General features: G+C 51.0%; 13 protein-coding genes and 2 tRNA genes. 13 read left to right on the top strand and 2 right to left on the bottom strand.

The window, feature by feature from the left end; translation table 11 throughout:
* The first annotated feature begins 11 nt into the window (after nt 1-11).
* The 7 genes from ACY2VW_RS12610 to ilvA all read left to right on the top strand — a co-directional run bounded on the left by ACY2VW_RS12610 (nt 12) and on the right by ilvA (nt 8245).
* Nucleotides 12-137, top strand: a complete 126-nt coding sequence (locus ACY2VW_RS12610; RefSeq protein WP_461878296.1) for a hypothetical protein — start codon at nt 12-14, stop codon at nt 135-137.
* A 228-nt stretch (nt 138-365) separates the two neighbouring features.
* Nucleotides 366-1406 carry a phosphate acyltransferase PlsX gene (gene plsX / locus ACY2VW_RS12605; protein WP_461878294.1) on the top strand — a complete coding sequence of 347 codons (1041 nt, stop codon included), beginning with the start codon at nt 366-368 and terminating at the stop codon, nt 1404-1406.
* Nucleotides 1396-1629 (top strand): acyl carrier protein, encoded by a 234-nt coding sequence (gene acpP, locus ACY2VW_RS12600; protein WP_022462732.1) that lies wholly within the window; start codon nt 1396-1398, stop codon nt 1627-1629. The genes plsX and acpP overlap by 11 nt, the downstream gene beginning before the upstream one ends.
* A gap of 105 nt (nt 1630-1734) precedes the next feature.
* Nucleotides 1735-2427 carry a ribonuclease III gene (gene rnc / locus ACY2VW_RS12595; protein WP_055218876.1) on the top strand — a complete coding sequence of 231 codons (693 nt, stop codon included), beginning with the start codon at nt 1735-1737 and terminating at the stop codon, nt 2425-2427.
* A 7-nt stretch (nt 2428-2434) separates the two neighbouring features.
* Entirely contained in the window at nt 2435-5995 is a 3561-nt protein-coding gene (smc, locus tag ACY2VW_RS12590; RefSeq protein ID WP_461878293.1) for a chromosome segregation protein SMC, read from the top strand.
* 60 nt (nt 5996-6055) lie between these two features.
* Nucleotides 6056-6997, top strand: a complete 942-nt coding sequence (gene ftsY, locus ACY2VW_RS12585; RefSeq protein WP_461874642.1) for a signal recognition particle-docking protein FtsY — start codon at nt 6056-6058, stop codon at nt 6995-6997.
* A gap of 36 nt (nt 6998-7033) precedes the next feature.
* Nucleotides 7034-8245, top strand: a complete 1212-nt coding sequence (gene ilvA, locus ACY2VW_RS12580) for a threonine ammonia-lyase (RefSeq protein WP_461878295.1) — start codon at nt 7034-7036, stop codon at nt 8243-8245.
* Nucleotides 8246-8450: 205 nt separating this feature from the next.
* On the opposite strand, the gene ACY2VW_RS12575 is transcribed toward ilvA, so the two are convergent.
* Nucleotides 8451-8535, bottom strand: a tRNA-Leu gene (locus tag ACY2VW_RS12575).
* Between the two features lie 25 nt (nt 8536-8560).
* Nucleotides 8561-8645: transfer RNA gene (locus ACY2VW_RS12570), tRNA-Leu, on the bottom strand.
* Nucleotides 8646-8848: 203 nt separating this feature from the next.
* Here ACY2VW_RS12570 and ACY2VW_RS12565 point away from each other — a divergent pair.
* The 6 genes from ACY2VW_RS12565 to ACY2VW_RS12540 form a co-directional block, all read left to right on the top strand.
* On the top strand, nt 8849-9856 hold the full coding sequence (locus ACY2VW_RS12565; protein WP_461878292.1) for a deoxyguanosinetriphosphate triphosphohydrolase: 1008 nt from the start codon (nt 8849-8851) through the stop codon (nt 9854-9856).
* Between the two features lie 16 nt (nt 9857-9872).
* Complete coding sequence (gene dnaG, locus ACY2VW_RS12560; protein ID WP_461874643.1) at nt 9873-11651, top strand: DNA primase; 1779 nt, start codon at nt 9873-9875, stop codon at nt 11649-11651.
* 105 nt (nt 11652-11756) lie between these two features.
* Nucleotides 11757-12899: an RNA polymerase sigma factor RpoD gene (gene rpoD / locus ACY2VW_RS12555; RefSeq protein WP_055218884.1), complete on the top strand. Its 1143-nt coding sequence runs from the start codon at nt 11757-11759 to the stop codon at nt 12897-12899.
* Between the two features lie 22 nt (nt 12900-12921).
* Nucleotides 12922-13620, top strand: a complete 699-nt coding sequence (locus ACY2VW_RS12550; RefSeq protein WP_461878291.1) for a tRNA (adenine(22)-N(1))-methyltransferase — start codon at nt 12922-12924, stop codon at nt 13618-13620.
* Between the two features lie 117 nt (nt 13621-13737).
* Nucleotides 13738-15393 (top strand): nucleoside kinase, encoded by a 1656-nt coding sequence (locus ACY2VW_RS12545; RefSeq protein ID WP_461878290.1) that lies wholly within the window; start codon nt 13738-13740, stop codon nt 15391-15393.
* Between the two features lie 99 nt (nt 15394-15492).
* The coding region (locus ACY2VW_RS12540) for a transposase family protein (protein WP_461878289.1) at nt 15493-15725 on the top strand (233 nt) is incomplete at its 3' end.

Below are 15725 nucleotides of genomic sequence, written 5' to 3'. Positions count from 1 at the left end.
ACAACGGTCAGATGCAGACAGGCTGGCTCACACAGGATGGTGAGGAATATTATCTGGATCCGGATACCGGAGTCATGGCTCGGAATACAACTGTAGACGGTCATGAGATGAATTCGAGCGGAGTCAAGGTTTCTTAAGAAAAATAAGACAAAACAGAGCGGGTGGATTTTGGAAAGATAAATCCACCCGCTTTTTTGGAATACAGGAGAAAGCGTGGATGGGCATTTGTGCTTGATTTTTGCAAAGGAGTTTAGTATAGTTAATACAGCACTTGCATAAGTGCTTTTAGAGCGTGGTTGAAAACGGTTTTTTGAAAGAAAAAGAGTTTTCAAACGCGCTTTAGAAAAGAGAAAAGAGGAAAAAACATGAGTGACTTAGTCAGAGTTGCAGTGGACGCGATGGGCGGCGATTATGCGCCTGTGGAGCCGGTAAAAGGCGCCATTGAGGCAGTAAACGCAGATGAACGCGTCAAAGTCCAGCTGGTCGGCCAGGTGGATGTCATCGAAAAAGAACTGCAGAAATATACGTACCCGAAGGAGCGGGTTGAGATCGTTCCGGCAACCGAGATCATTGAGACGGGAGAGCCGCCGGTCAATGCGATCCGCCACAAAAAAGATTCTTCGATCGTTGTCGGCATGAAAAAAGTACGCTACGGCGAGGCAGATGCGTTTGTCTCCTCTGGAAGCACCGGAGCAGTCCTGGTCGGCGGACAGACGATCGTAGGACGCATCAAGGGCGTAGAGCGCCCGCCGCTGGCTCCGTTGATCCCGACGAAAGACGGTGTATCCCTTCTGATCGACTGCGGTGCGAATGTTGATGCAAGACCGTCCCATCTGGTGCAGTTTGCGATGATGGGTTCTATCTATATGGAGCATGTTGTCGGCATTAAAAATCCGCGGGTGGGAATCGTGAATATCGGTGTGGAAGAAGAAAAAGGAAACGCGCTCGTCAAAGAGACATATCCGCTTCTGAAAGAAAACCCGTATATCAACTTTGTCGGCAGCATCGAAGCAAGAGAAATTCCAAACGGAGCCGCAGACGTTGTTGTCTGTGAGGCGTTTGTAGGAAATGTCATCTTAAAACTGTATGAGGGCGTCGGCGCTACCCTGATTTCCAAGGTAAAACAGGGTATGATGACATCTTTGCGCAGCAAAATCGGAGCCCTTCTTGTGAAACCGGCGCTGAAAGAGACACTGAAGTCTTTTGATGCCAGTGAGTACGGCGGAGCACCGCTGCTTGGTTTAAAAGGACTCGTTGTAAAGACGCACGGAAGCTCAAAGGCCAACGAGTTTAAAAATTCCATTCTCCAGTGCATTTCATTCAGCGAGGAGAAGATTCCGCAGAAAGTGCAGGAGCATCTGGCAGATTATAAGAGCAGCAGGGAGGCAGCAGAAGATGGAGTTTGAAAAATTACAGGAGATCATTGCGGATGTATTAAACGTAGATCCGAATGAAGTAACCATGGAGACAACCTTTGCGGATGATCTGGGAGCAGATTCCCTGGATGTATTTCAGATTGTGATGGGAATTGAAGAAGAATTTGATATCCAGATCGAAGCAGAAGAAGCAGAGCACATTGTATCGGTTGAGGATGCGGTGGAAGCGATCAAAAAGAAACTGGCAGAATAATAGAAAATGGCGAAGGGGCTGTTTGCTGCAGGACAGCCCCTTTGTTACCGTCTGCAGAGTCTCTGCAGACGGTAACCATGAGGAAGGAAAGGCTTAAAACAGGTTATGAATAATATTGATAAACTCGTGGATTTGGAAAAGAAAATCCAGTATAAATTTCAGGATTTCGGACTGCTGGAGATGGCGATGCGCCATTCTTCCTACGCAAACGAGCACCACATGGAGCGCCTGGAGTGCAACGAGCGTCTGGAGTTTTTGGGAGATGCCGTGCTGGAAGTTGTATCCAGCGAATTTTTATACAAGACATTCCCGCGTCTTCCGGAGGGCGAGATGACGAAAAAACGCGCCAGCCTCGTCTGCGAACCGGCACTGGCATTCTGTGCCCGTGAGATTGATCTTGGCAGCTTTCTGCTCCTTGGAAAGGGCGAGGAGGCCACCGGCGGCCGTCACCGCGATTCGATCGTTTCGGATGCCATGGAGGCGACGATCGGTGCGATTTTCCTGGACGGCGGCTTTGAACCGGCAAAAACGTTCGTTCTGAACTATATCTTAAACGATATCGAACACAAACAGCTTTTCTACGACAGCAAAACGATTCTGCAGGAGCTGATCCAGGGTGAGACGGATGAAGAGATTGTCTACACCATCTTAAAAGAAGAGGGACCGGATCACGACAAGAGCTTCTGGGCACAGGTCAGCGTCGGAAAGAAAGCGCTCGGCACCGGAAAGGGCAGAACGAAAAAAGCGGCAGAACAGGCAGCGGCATACGATGCAATTCTTGCCAGAAAAAAAGCGTAGGTGAAATATGTATCTCAAATCCATTGAAATGCAGGGATTTAAGTCGTTTGCCAACAAAACCATTCTGCAGTTCCACGATGGTATTACCGGTGTTGTAGGGCCGAACGGCAGTGGAAAGAGCAATGTTGGCGATGCGGTGCGCTGGGTGCTCGGCGAACAGAGCGCCAAGCAGCTCCGCGGCGGAAATATGCAGGATGTTATTTTCTCCGGAACTGAGACGAGAAAGCCGCTCGGTTACGCGTCGGTTGCGATTACCCTTGACAATTCCGACCACAAGCTGAACGTCGATTTCGAGGAAGTCACGGTGACGAGACGGCTTTACCGTTCCGGCGAGAGTGAGTATCTGATGAACGGCGCATCGTGCCGGTTAAAGGACATCAACGAGCTGTTCTACGATACCGGTATCGGAAAAGAGGGCTATTCCATTATCGGACAGGGTCAGATCGATAAGATCTTAAGCGGTAAGCCGGAAGAGCGCCGGGAGCTGTTTGACGAGGCGGCAGGAATTGTCAAATTCAAGAGAAGAAAGGCCGTGACCGAAAAGAAGCTGGCGGAAGAGCAGCAGAATCTGGTGCGCGTCAACGACATTCTCTCGGAACTGACAAGGCAGTTAGAGCCGCTGGAACGCCAGTCTGAGACGGCAAAGATTTATTTAAAGAAGAAAGAGGAATTAAAGATCCTTGATATTAATATGTTTCTGCTCGAGATGGAGCGCATCCGGAACGATCTCGCGAAAGTAGAAGACCGGTACCGGATTGCAGAAGAGCAGTTAAAGAGCACGAAAGAGGCTTTTGAGCATACGAAGCAGGAGTATGAAAAGCTGGAACAGGAGCAGGAAAAACTGGACCAGACGATTCTTTCTGCGCGCGATCAGGCGGGGGAGAATGCACTGAAACGCCAGCAGCTCGAAAACCAGATCGAGGTGTTGAACGAGCAGATTCATGCATCGGAGAGGAACAGCGACACATTAAGAGAACGTCTGGAGGCGATCCGCGCGGAGAGCCGCACAAAGACGGCAGAAAAAAATACATATCAGGCAGAAAAGGACGGGCTTCATGAAGCACTTCTTACGTCAGAGACGGAAAAGAGTGAGAAAGAGGCCGCTCTCTCGGAATGCCAGGAGCAGATCCAGGCAGTCGAGCTGCAGAGTGAACAGGATAAGAGCGAAGTCATCGGCCTTCTGAACCAGCGGGGTTCCACGAAGGGAAAAATGCAGCGCTACGATGCGATGCTCGAGCAGATCGGCATCCGAAAGGCAGAATTAAGCCAGAGGGTGCTGCATTTAAAGACGAGCGAGTCCGAACAGAACGGGCAGATGGAAGAACTGCAGAACGCGTTTGAAGCGCTCGAAGAGACGGTAAGCAGCCTGAAACAGCAGTACCAGGAGGCAGATCAGAAGATTACCGCGCTGACGGCGGATCTCTCGAACCAGACGAAGGAGATGGAAGCCGGCCAGACCAATTACCACAGAGAAGCGTCAAGGCTCGAATCCTTAAAGAACATCACCGAGCGGTACGATGGCTATGGAAACAGTATTCGGAAGGTCATGGAGCAGAAAGACCGGAATCCCGGCATCCACGGCGTTGTGGCGGATCTTCTGCAGGCAGAGAAAAAGTACGAGACGGCAATCGAGACGGCACTTGGCGGCAGCATTCAGAATATCGTCACCGACAATGAGGCGACGGCGAAATACCTGATTGAATACCTGAAACGGGGCCATTTCGGCCGTGCGACGTTCCTTCCGCTCACCAGTATGCGTGGGAAAAAAGCGCAGGTAAATGAAGAGGCGGCAAGAGAAACAGGCGTACTCGGCGTGGCAAATGCACTTGTTTCGTATGATCCGGTGTATGAGGGTCTTGTGGCACAGCTTCTTGGAAGAACGCTGGTGGTCGACACGATCGACCATGCCATTGTGATCCAGCGGAAATACCGTCAGACGCTCCGCATGGTAACCCTCGAGGGCGAGCTCTTGAGCCCGGGCGGTTCCATGACAGGAGGTTCGTTCCGGAACAACAGCAACCTGCTCGGAAGACGGCGTGAGATCGAGGAGCTCGAAAAGAGCGTACAGGGTCTTGCGAAGGAACTGCGGGAAATCCAGCAGGAACTTGAAGAGAAGAAAAATAAACGGAATGAAATCCGCGATCTCCGCACCGAGCTGAATGAAAAACTGCAGCGGCAGTACATCGAACAGAATACGGTGCGCCTGAATCTGGAAAAAGCGCGCGAGAAAAAGACGGAAATCCGTCTGGATTTTGAGGCGCTGCAGAAAGAGAGCCTTGAAATTGAAAATCAGATCGCCGAGATTGAGCGGAACAGAAAAGTCATCGGTCAGGAAATGCAGGAATCGGTGGAGCGGGAAAGCACGCTGCAGGAGAACATCCAAAAGGCGCAGGAGGCGCTTACAGGGCTTCGCCGCCGGGAAGCAGAATATACGAAGGATCTTGAAGAAATCCGGTTAAATTACGCAAATCTGTCCCAGAAGGATGGATTCCTTGCCCAGAACATCCGCCGTCTTGAGGAAGAGACGGGAAAACTGGAAGCGGAAAGCCGCACCATGCTGGAAAAAGCGGCGGAGGAAAAAGACGATGTCAAAAAGAAACAGCAGGACATCGTGGAGATTCAGAAGACGATTGCAGCGGCAGTGCGGGCAAAAGAAGAGGAAGACCGCCGGATTGTGGAGCTGCAGGAGAAAAAGGAAGCGTTGAGCGCAGATCACAAAGAATTTTTCGAGAAGCGGGATCAGCTCTCCGACCAGATTTCCCTGATGGACAGAGAGTGCTTCCGTCTGAACAGCCAGAAAGAAAAGCTGGAGGAGACAAAAGAGGCACAGACCTCGTATCTCTGGGAAGAGTACGAAGTGACACCGGGCCACGCAAGAGAGTTCCGGATGGAGGAGATTCCGGAGCGCAGTGAATTAAAGCGGCGTGTGCTGGAAGTAAAAGATGCGATCCGGAAACTTGGCTCTGTCAATGTGAATGCGATTGAGGAGTACAAAGAGATTTCGGAGCGTCACGCATTTCTTGATGCACAGCACACCGATCTTGTCAAAGCGGCGGAAACACTGCAGGGCATCATCGATGAGCTGGATGCCGGTATGCGCAAGCAGTTCACGGAAAAATTCGAGGAGATCCGGAAAGAGTTTGACCGCGTGTTCCGCCAGCTGTTCGGCGGCGGAAAGGGAACGCTGGAGCTCGAGGAGGACACGGATGTGCTCGAGGCAGGTATCCGCATCATCTCCCAGCCGCCGGGAAAGAAACTGCAGAATATGATGCAGCTCTCCGGAGGCGAGAAAGCGCTGACGGCGATTGCACTGCTTTTTGCAATTCAGAACTTAAAGCCGTCCCCCTTCTGTCTGCTCGACGAGATCGAGGCGGCGCTCGACGATTCCAACGTAACACGTTTTGCGCAGTATCTGCACAAGCTGACAAAAAATACCCAGTTCATCGTCATCACCCACAGGCGCGGTACGATGACGGCGGCAGACCGTCTGTACGGCATCACGATGCAGGAGAAGGGCGTTTCTACCCTTGTTTCTGTCGATTTGATCGAGGGAGAACTGGACAAATAGAAACGAATAAGATACAATACGAAAGAAGTAAGATAGAAAAGATAAAGGGAGGCGAACGGTATGGCGGAGGAGAAAGTAGGCTTTTTCAAACGTCTTGTCAACGGTCTGACGAAGACCCGAGACAGCATTGTAGCTGGAATTGATTCTATTTTCAGCGGCTATTCCAACATTGATGACGATTTCTATGAGGAGATCGAGGAGATTCTCGTCATGGGAGATATCGGCATCAATACAACGACCAAAATTATTGACCACTTAAAAGAGCGGGTGGCAGAAGAGCATATTACCGATCCGGCAGAGTGCAAACGGCTTCTGATCGAGAGCATCAAAAAACAGATGGATGTAGGCGATACAGCCTATGAATTTGAAAACCGGAAATCAGTGGTGCTGGTGATCGGTGTCAATGGAGTCGGAAAAACGACCTCCGTCGGAAAGCTGGCCGGCCTTCTGAAGGATCAGGGCAAAAAGGTTGTTCTTGCGGCAGCAGATACGTTCCGTGCAGCGGCAGGCGAGCAGCTCACGGAGTGGGCGCACCGTGCCGGCGTGGATATCATCGGCGGACAGAACGGAGCAGATCCGGCGTCCATCGTGTACGATGCAGTCGCAGCGGCAAAAGCCAGAAATGCGGATGTGCTGATCTGTGATACGGCAGGAAGACTTCACAACAAGAAGAACCTGATGGAAGAGCTCCACAAGATTTACCGGATTCTGGAGAAAGAGTATCCGGAAGCATACCTGGAAACGCTGGTGGTGCTGGATGGTACCACGGGCCAGAATGCGCTGCAGCAGGCAAGACAGTTTGCAGAAGTGGCGAATGTCACAGGCATCATTCTGACGAAGCTGGACGGAACTGCAAAGGGCGGTATCGCCGTTGCCATCCAGTCCGAGCTTGATATTCCGGTCAAATACATCGGCGTGGGCGAGAGCATCCACGATCTGCAGAAATTTGATGCAGACCAGTTTGTAAATGCACTGTTCCATACATCCGAAGAGAATGCTTAAAAAAGACAACAAGGAGAAAAGACTATGGCAGAAGAAATGCTGACACTCCCGAAATTTGAGGAAGCGTCTGAAATCGTAAAAAAAGTAACACAGGAGACCAAACTGGTTTACAGCAAATATTTCAGCGAGCAGACGGGAAATAAAGTCTACTTAAAACCGGAAAATATGCAGCTGACCGGCGCCTATAAGCTGCGCGGTGCCTATTACAAAATCAGCACCTTAAGTGAAGAGGAGCGCGCAAAAGGACTGATCACCGCATCTGCAGGAAACCATGCACAGGGCGTTGCGTATGCGGCAAAATGCTACGGTGCAAAGGCTGTCATCGTAATGCCGACTACCACACCGCTCATCAAAGTAGAGCGTACCCAGAGCTACGGCGCTGAGGTTGTTCTGTACGGAGATGTGTACGATGAGGCATGTGCAAAAGCATACGAGCTTGCAGCAGAGCATGGCTATACCTTTATTCACCCGTTCGATGATCTGATCGTTGCAACCGGCCAGGGAACCATCGCCATGGAAGTGATTCAGGAGCTTCCGCTCGTAGATTATATCCTTGTTCCGATCGGAGGAGGCGGACTGGCTACCGGTGTTTCCACACTGGCAAAACTGCTGAAACCAAACATCAAAGTCATCGGTGTTGAGCCGTCCGGAGCAGCCTGTATGAAGGCTTCCTTTGAAAAAGGCGAGGTAACGACCGTATCTCCTGTCAGCACCATTGCAGACGGTACTGCAGTACAGACACCGGGATCCAAGATTTTCCCGTATGTAAGACAGAACCTGGACGAGATCATTACTGTGGATGATGATGAGCTGATCGTAGCATTCCTTGATATGGTAGAAAACCACAAGATGATCGTTGAGAACTCCGGTCTTCTGACTGTGGCTGCATTAAAACATCTGGATGTCAAAGGTAAAAAGATCGTTTCGATCTTAAGCGGCGGAAATATGGACGTCATCACCATGTCTTCCGTTATCCAGAACGGACTGATCCAGAGAGACCGTATCTTTACCGTATCCGTTCTTCTGCCGGATAAACCAGGCGAGCTGGTACGCGTTTCCCAGGTGATTGCAAACGAGAACGGAAACGTCATCAAACTGGATCACAACCAGTTCTTCACCACGAACAGAAGCGCTGCAGTAGAACTCCGCATCACAATGGAGGCATTCGGCACCGATCACAAGAACCGTATCGTCAAAGCACTGGAAGAGGCTGGCTATACACCGAAGATCGTAAGACCGAACCTGTAAGAACAGAATTTGCAGAGAAAATTCTGAAAAAAAGAAAAATAAAAAAATCAGAGGAATCCGGAAAGGAATTTCCTCTGATTTTTTTTGAAAGAAAGATAGTTTAGAAAATAAAAAAGAAGAGCAGCAGAAATTTTTATCTGGATTTTGTCTGGTCTGATTCTTTTTGAACAGGAAAAAACCCCTGCATACACAAGGGTTTTCGTTCTGCGGAAGATGGGACTTGAACCCACACGATCGCAATGACCACCAGATCCTTAGTCTGGCCTGTCTGCCAATTCCAGCACTTCCGCACGTTATGCAGTTTTTTAAATTTCATGCGGAAGATGGGACTTGAACCCACACGATCGCAATGACCACCAGATCCTTAGTCTGGCCTGTCTGCCAATTCCAGCACTTCCGCATGTTCTTTAAGTTTTTGTCATCTCGCTGACGACAAGATGTATTATAGCACCAGAGTTGTAAGCCGTCAACACTTTTTTTGAAAAAATTTGAAAAATTTGAAAAATAAAAAAGGAAATCGGAATCAGGCACCGAATATAGGAAATAGGAGGACAATGAAAAGAACTGTTACAGGCATATTACCGGGAAAGAGGTGGTCTTCGTTTGAACTTGAGAGAATCGTTTGAAGAACGGGAATTTCAGGAGCTGAGTCCTTATGCGGCGCACAGCCGGAATTCCAGAGGAAGGGACCGATATGAACCGGAGTGTGACATCCGCACCGTCTACCAGAGAGACCGGGACAGGATTCTCCACTCCAAAGCCTTTCGCAGGATGAAAGACAAAACACAGGTGTTTCTCGCTGCGCAGGGAGATCATTACCGGACCCGCCTGACGCACACACTCGAGGTGTCCCAGATTGCCCGCACGATTGCGCGGGCGCTGAATCTGAATGAGGATCTGACCGAAGCCATTGCGCTCGGCCACGATCTCGGACACACGCCGTTCGGCCATTCCGGGGAAGCGGCGCTCAATGCGGTGCATCCCGGGGGCTTCCGCCACGCGGAACAGAGTGTCCGTGTCGTGGAGGTTCTGGAAAAGGAAGGACAGGGTCTGAACCTGACCTGGGAAGTGCGGGATGGGATTCTGAACCACCGCACGGCGGGAAGACCGTCGACCCTGGAGGGACAGGTTGTGCGTCTCTGCGACAAGATCGCCTACATCCACCATGATATGGACGATGCCATCCGCGCCGGCATTTTAAGCGAGGATGACATCCCGATTACGATCCGCGTCGTCCTTGGCGATACGTGCCGCGAGCGGCTCAATACGCTGATCCACGATATTGTGGAGCAGAGCCGCGGAACGGAGTATGTGCGCCAGTCGGCGGAGATTGCCGAGGGCATGCGCATGCTGCGGGAGTTGATGTTCGCGAACGTCTATCGTAACCCGGAGGCGAAAAAAGAGGAAGAGAAGGCAAAGAAGATGCTGATTTCCCTCTACACCTACTACCAGGAGCATCCGGAGCAGATGTCCCGCGAGTACCGGAATCTGATCGGGTGCGGCGAGGACAAGACACAGGTGGTATGCGATTACATTGCCGGTATGACCGATCAGTATTCCATGCACAAATACGAGGAGCTGTTCGTGCCGAAAGCCTGGGCGGTTTATTAGATACAGGGAGGAAAAAATGCGATATTCCGATGATTTAGTGGAAGAAATTCGTATGAAAAATGACATCGTAGATGTGATATCCGGCTACGTAAAGCTGACAAGAAGAGGAAGCTCTTACTTCGGGCTCTGCCCGTTCCACAATGAGAAGTCCCCTTCCTTTTCCGTCAGCCCCGGAAAGCAGATGTATTACTGCTTCGGATGCGGAGCCGGAGGAAATGTTTTCACATTTTTGATGGAATACGAAAATTTCACGTTTGTGGAAGCCTTGAAATTTCTGGCCGACCGGGCCGGTGTGGAGCTTCCGCAGATGGAGTATTCGAAAGAAGCAAAGGAGCAGGCGGATTTAAAGAATACGCTGCTGGAAATCAACAAACAGGCGGCGAAATTCTATTATTACCAGCTCCACACCGAGCGCGGAAAGCAGGGCTACGATTACTTGAAGGGCCGCGGCCTTTCGGATGATACGATCCGGAAATTCGGCCTTGGCTACTCCGATAAGTACGGAAGCCTGCTGTACCGTTTCTTAAAAGAAAAAGGGTATGACGATGAAACCCTTCGTCAGTCGGGCCTGTTTCTGGCGGACGAGGTGCACGGCATGCAGGACAAATTCTGGAACCGTGTCATCTATCCGATCATGGATGCCAACAGCCGCGTGATCGGCTTCGGAGGCCGTGTGATGGGGGATGGAAAGCCGAAATACCTGAACTCGCCGGAGACAAAGATCTTCGACAAAAGCCGCAACCTCTATGGGCTGAACCTGGCGCGCTCTTCGCGGAGAAAAAATCTGATCATCTGCGAGGGCTATATGGATGTCATCTCCATGCACCAGGCGGGCTTCAACAACGCGGTGGCATCTCTTGGAACGGCGCTCACCTCGCTGCAGGCGGGGCTCATGAAGCGTTATACCGACGAGGTCCTTGTAATCTACGACAGCGATGAGGCGGGTGTCAAAGCAGCACTCCGTGCGATCCCGATGCTGAAAGGCGTCGGTCTTACCACGCGTGTCGTCAATTTAAGGCCGTATAAGGACCCCGATGAGTTTATCCAGCACGAAGGCTGTGAGGCGTTCGAAAAACGGCTGGAGGAGGCGGAAAACAGCGTTCTGTACGAGATCCGTATGAAGGAGCGTGACTTTGACCTTGCCGATCCGCAGGGCAAATCCGATTTTCTTCATGAAGCGGTGCGCCGCCTTGTAGCAATTGAGGATGAGATCGAGCGGAACAGCTATCTTGAGGCTGTGGCGGGAAAGTACGGCATTGCCGTCGAGGTACTGCGCAAGCAGGTCGGCCAGATGGCACTCTCGGGAGCCGGAAGGACGGAGAGCGTAAAGCCGCGGAATACAGCCACAAACAAAAAAGAAAAAGAGGGCGGCGTCGAAAAAGCACAGAAGCTGATGCTGACGTGGATGACCTCTTATCCGGCGCTCATTGGAAAGCTGGAAAAATATATTACGCCGGCGGATTTTACCACCCCTCTCTACCACCAGATTGCAGAGATGATTGTGCTGCAGTACCACGAGGGCGGCGTAAATCCGGCAAAGCTTTTGAATCAGTTTGTTGATTCCGAGGAGCAGAAAGAAGTTGCGGGCCTTTTTAATGCCAGAATCCCGCTGGAGACAGAGGAGGAAAAACGGCGCGCGCTGCACGATGTGATCTGCAATATGAAAGAGAACAGTATTGCAGATCAGTCGGCGCATATGAATGTGACCGATATGGCGGCGCTGCAGAAATTGATGGCAGATAAAAAGAGCCTGGAGCGGTGGAAAGCAGGGGAACTTCCGGAATTCACTTTTTAAAGAAAACTGGATACCAAAGAAAAACCCTGGAATCTTCTGTTCTGCGTGTTTAATTTCGCAGGGCAGGGACAGAATATATACAAGCTATGGAAGGATGGACAGTCAATGGAGTTCGATAAAGCAAAATTTATGGAAAAATTAAAAGAGCTGGTAGCATACGGCAAGAAGAAAAAGAGCGTCCTGGAATATCAGGAAATCAACGACTTTTTCCGCGATATGCCGCTGGATGCGGAGCAGATGGAGAAGGTATTTGAGTACCTGGAGGCAAGCGGTATCGACGTACTGCGTCTCTCCGATATGACCGAGGATCCAAATGCGGCAGACCGCGATCTTCTCCTTCTGGACGACGATGACATCGACCTTTCCGAGGAAGAAGAGATCGATATGGAAAACATCGACCTTTCCGTTCCGGAAGGCGTCAGCATTGAGGACCCGGTCCGCATGTACTTAAAAGAGATCGGTAAAGTGCCGCTTCTTTCCGCAGAGGAAGAGATCAAGCTGGCACAGAGAATGGAAGAGGGCGATGAGGACGCGAAAAAACGTCTGGCAGAGGCCAACCTTCGTCTCGTTGTTTCCATTGCAAAACGTTATGTCGGCCGCGGCATGCTGTTCCTGGATCTGATTCAGGAAGGTAACTTAGGCCTGATCAAAGCAGTTGAAAAATTCGATTACCGCAAGGGATACAAATTCTCCACATATGCAACCTGGTGGATCCGCCAGGCGATCACAAGAGCGATTGCAGACCAGGCGAGAACGATCCGTATTCCGGTTCATATGGTAGAGACCATCAACAAGCTGATCCGCGTTTCCCGTCAGTTACTGCAGGAGTTAGGCCGCGAACCTACTCCGGAAGAGATCGCAGAGGAGATGCACATGTCCGTAGAGCGTGTCCGTGAGATCCTGAAAATCTCCCAGGAACCGGTTTCCCTCGAGACACCAATCGGTGAGGAAGAGGACAGCCACCTCGGCGATTTCATCCAGGACGACAATGTGCCGGTACCGGCAGACGCGGCAGCATTCACTATGCTGAAAGAGCAGCTCGAGGATGTGTTAAGCACGCTGACTGACCGTGAGCAGAAGGTTCTGCGTCTCCGTTTCGGACTCGATGACGGCCGTGCGAGAACCCTCGAAGAGGTTGGTAAAGAGTTCAACGTTACAAGAGAGCGTATCCGTCAGATCGAGGCGAAAGCGCTTCGAAAGCTCCGTCATCCGAGCCGTTCCAGAAAACTCAAAGATTATCTGGACTAAGTTTTCGGTCAGGAGAAAAGACATGCAGTTATCAAAAAGACTTTCCGCGGTAGCGGAGTTTGTCACCCCGGGCGGCTGCCTGGTCGATGTGGGAACAGATCACGGCTATGTGCCGATTGCGCTGCTGGAACAGAAGAAGATTTCCTACGCAATCGCCATGGATGTGAACCGCGGACCGTTAGAACGGGCCAGGGAGCATATCGCGCAGTATAACATGGGGGACTACATAGAAACACGGCTTTCCGATGGCCTTCATGCCCTGCAGGCGGGGGAGGGGGATTCTCTCCTCATCGCGGGCATGGGCGGCGGGCTCACCGTAAGGATTTTAAGTGAGGGTGAGCCGCTGCTGTCCGGCTTTGGGGAGCTGATCCTGGAGCCGCAGTCGGATATCGACCGCGTGCGCGCATGGCTGCTGGAGCACGGATTTTACCTTGCACAGGAGAATTTCGTGGAGGAGGATGGGAAATACTATCCGATTCTGCGGGCAGTGCATGGGGAAAAGGAAGATCTGAAGGCGGAGGAGCTTTTCTATGGACCGCGCCTTCTGGAAAACCAGAATCCGGTGCTGTTGGAATACCTGCGGAAGCAGCAGAAGCAGAATGAGATGCTGATCGGTCAGCTCTCCGGCAATTCGGGGGAGAAGGCGGCGCAGCGGCTTTGCGAATTAAAAGAAAAAGAGGCAATACTGGAATCTGCGCTTGCGCGGTTCCATACGATGTAACGACAGCGTTTATTTAAGAGGGGCGTGTCTGAAAATTTCAGGTTTTGTAATTTTCGGGCGCGCCTTCGCTTTCACTTCTGAATTTTCAGAAAGTTTTGTGAGAAGGAGGAATTACAAGTGATTCAGGTAACAATTGATGGAAAGAAATATGAATATCCGGAAAATTGCTCTTATTATGAGATTGCAAAAGATTTTGAGAAAACGATGGATGCTCCGATTGTCCTGGTGAAGGTGGACGGACGGCTGCGGGAGCTGCACAAGCAGCTGAAAAAAGACTGTGAACTGGAATTTGTGACGACGAAGGATGAGATTGGACATAAGACGTATCAGAGAAGTCTTTCTCTTCTGCTGGTCAAAGCGGTGTACCATGTGGGCGGCTACGATAAGATCCGCCATGTGATGCTGCATTTTTCGGCAGGCTCGGGCTTTTTCTATACGGTGGACGGCGACATCGAGCTGAATCAGGAGTTTCTCGACAAGGTGAAAGCCTATATGAAGGAGCAGGTGGAAAAGGCAGTGCCGATCTACAAGCGGAGTGTCGATACGCACGAAGCGAGAGAGCGGTTCCGGCTGCACGGCATGACGGATAAGGACCGCCTGTTCCGCTACCGCCGGGTTTCCCGGGTGAATCTGTACAGCCTCGGGGATTTTGAAGATTATTACTACGGATTTATGACGTATGATACGAGTTATCTGAAGTATTTTGATCTGTATTTGTATGATGATGGTTTTATTCTGCAGATGCCGGAGAAGAAGTCTCCCGAGACGGTGCCGGCGGCGAATCTTTCCCCGAAGGTGTTCCAGGTGCAGAGGGAATCGGAGCGCTGGGGAGAGCAGATGGGAATTTCGACGGTTGCGGATCTGAATGAGCGCATCACAAAGGGAAATATCCAGCAGATGATGCTGATTGCGGAGGCGCTGCAGGAGCAGAAGATTGCGAAGATTGCGGAGCAGATTGCGGAGAAAAAGACGGTGAAGTTTGTGCTGATCGCGGGTCCGTCCTCTTCCGGCAAGACGACGTTCTGCAACCGGCTTTCGATCCAGCTTTCGGCGCACGGGCTGACGCCGCATCCGATCAGTCTCGACAATTACTATGTGAACCGGGTGGATACGCCGCGGGATGAGAATGGGGAGTATGATTTTGAATGCCTGGAGGCGCTGGATATTGATCTGCTGAACCAGGATATGACGAAGCTTCTGAACGGAGAGCGTGTGGAGCTGCCGTATTTTAATTTTAAGACGGGCAAGCGCGAGTACAAGGGGAATTTTATCCAGATGAAGGAGACGGATGTGCTGGTGCTGGAGGGCATTCACGGTCTGAATGAGAAGCTGACGTGGTCGCTTCCGGCGGAGAGCAAGTTCCGGATTTATATCAGTGCGCTGACGCAGATTAATGTGGATGAGCACAACCGGATTCCGACGACGGACGGACGTCTGATCCGGCGGATGGTGCGCGACAGCCGGACGCGGGCAACGTCGGCAAAGGAGACGATTGCGATGTGGCCGTCGGTGCGCCGCGGCGAGGAACGGAATATTTTCCCGAACCAGGAGAAGGCGGATGTGATGTTTAATTCGGCGCTGGTGTATGAGCTTTCGGTTCTGAAGCTGTATGCGGAACCGCTGCTGTTCCAGATTGAGGAGGGCGAGCCGGAGTATCAGGAGGCGAAGCGGCTGCTGAAGTTCCTGGATTATTTTGTCGGGGTGCCGATTGAGGATATTCCGAAGAACTCGATCCTCAGGGAGTTTGTGGGGGGAAGCTGTTTTGATGTGTAACTCTTGCGGAGCGTGTTTCTCAACACGACAAACGCATGAGTAAATAAATTGTGAACACGCCCCTTTTTTGATAAAATAAAAGAAAAAGGGGCGTTGTTTATGCAGGAATTATTAGAGTGGATGGAATACATTGAAGACACCCGTCAGCAGACAAAGGTTCGTTACACATTGAAAGATATTCTTGTCATTGTACTGTTTGCAACTTTGGCAAATGCAGATGACTGGGTGGAGATGGCATTGTTTGCAGAAAGCTATCAGGATTATCTTCGAAAGTATATTGAACTAAAAAATGGAATCCCTTCCCATGATACGATCCGGCGTGTCATGGGGAT

This window comes from Fusicatenibacter sp. (assembly GCF_977045365.1).
The sequence above is the reverse complement of the archived record's forward strand: the minus strand, read 5'-3'. Positions and strand labels throughout refer to the sequence as shown.

What these genes read in the sequence shown, in the direction of transcription:
- ACY2VW_RS12610 (WP_461878296.1), top strand. Translation starts at nt 12, where the DNA reads ATGCAGACAGGCTGGCTCACACAGGATGGTGAGGAATATTATCTGGAT.
- plsX (WP_461878294.1), top strand. Translation starts at nt 366, where the DNA reads ATGAGTGACTTAGTCAGAGTTGCAGTGGACGCGATGGGCGGCGATTAT.
- acpP (WP_022462732.1), top strand. Translation starts at nt 1,396, where the DNA reads ATGGAGTTTGAAAAATTACAGGAGATCATTGCGGATGTATTAAACGTA.
- rnc (WP_055218876.1), top strand. Translation starts at nt 1,735, where the DNA reads ATGAATAATATTGATAAACTCGTGGATTTGGAAAAGAAAATCCAGTAT.
- smc (WP_461878293.1), top strand. Translation starts at nt 2,435, where the DNA reads ATGTATCTCAAATCCATTGAAATGCAGGGATTTAAGTCGTTTGCCAAC.
- ftsY (WP_461874642.1), top strand. Translation starts at nt 6,056, where the DNA reads ATGGCGGAGGAGAAAGTAGGCTTTTTCAAACGTCTTGTCAACGGTCTG.
- ilvA (WP_461878295.1), top strand. Translation starts at nt 7,034, where the DNA reads ATGCTGACACTCCCGAAATTTGAGGAAGCGTCTGAAATCGTAAAAAAA.
- dnaG (WP_461874643.1), top strand. Translation starts at nt 9,873, where the DNA reads ATGCGATATTCCGATGATTTAGTGGAAGAAATTCGTATGAAAAATGAC.
- rpoD (WP_055218884.1), top strand. Translation starts at nt 11,757, where the DNA reads ATGGAGTTCGATAAAGCAAAATTTATGGAAAAATTAAAAGAGCTGGTA.
- ACY2VW_RS12550 (WP_461878291.1), top strand. Translation starts at nt 12,922, where the DNA reads ATGCAGTTATCAAAAAGACTTTCCGCGGTAGCGGAGTTTGTCACCCCG.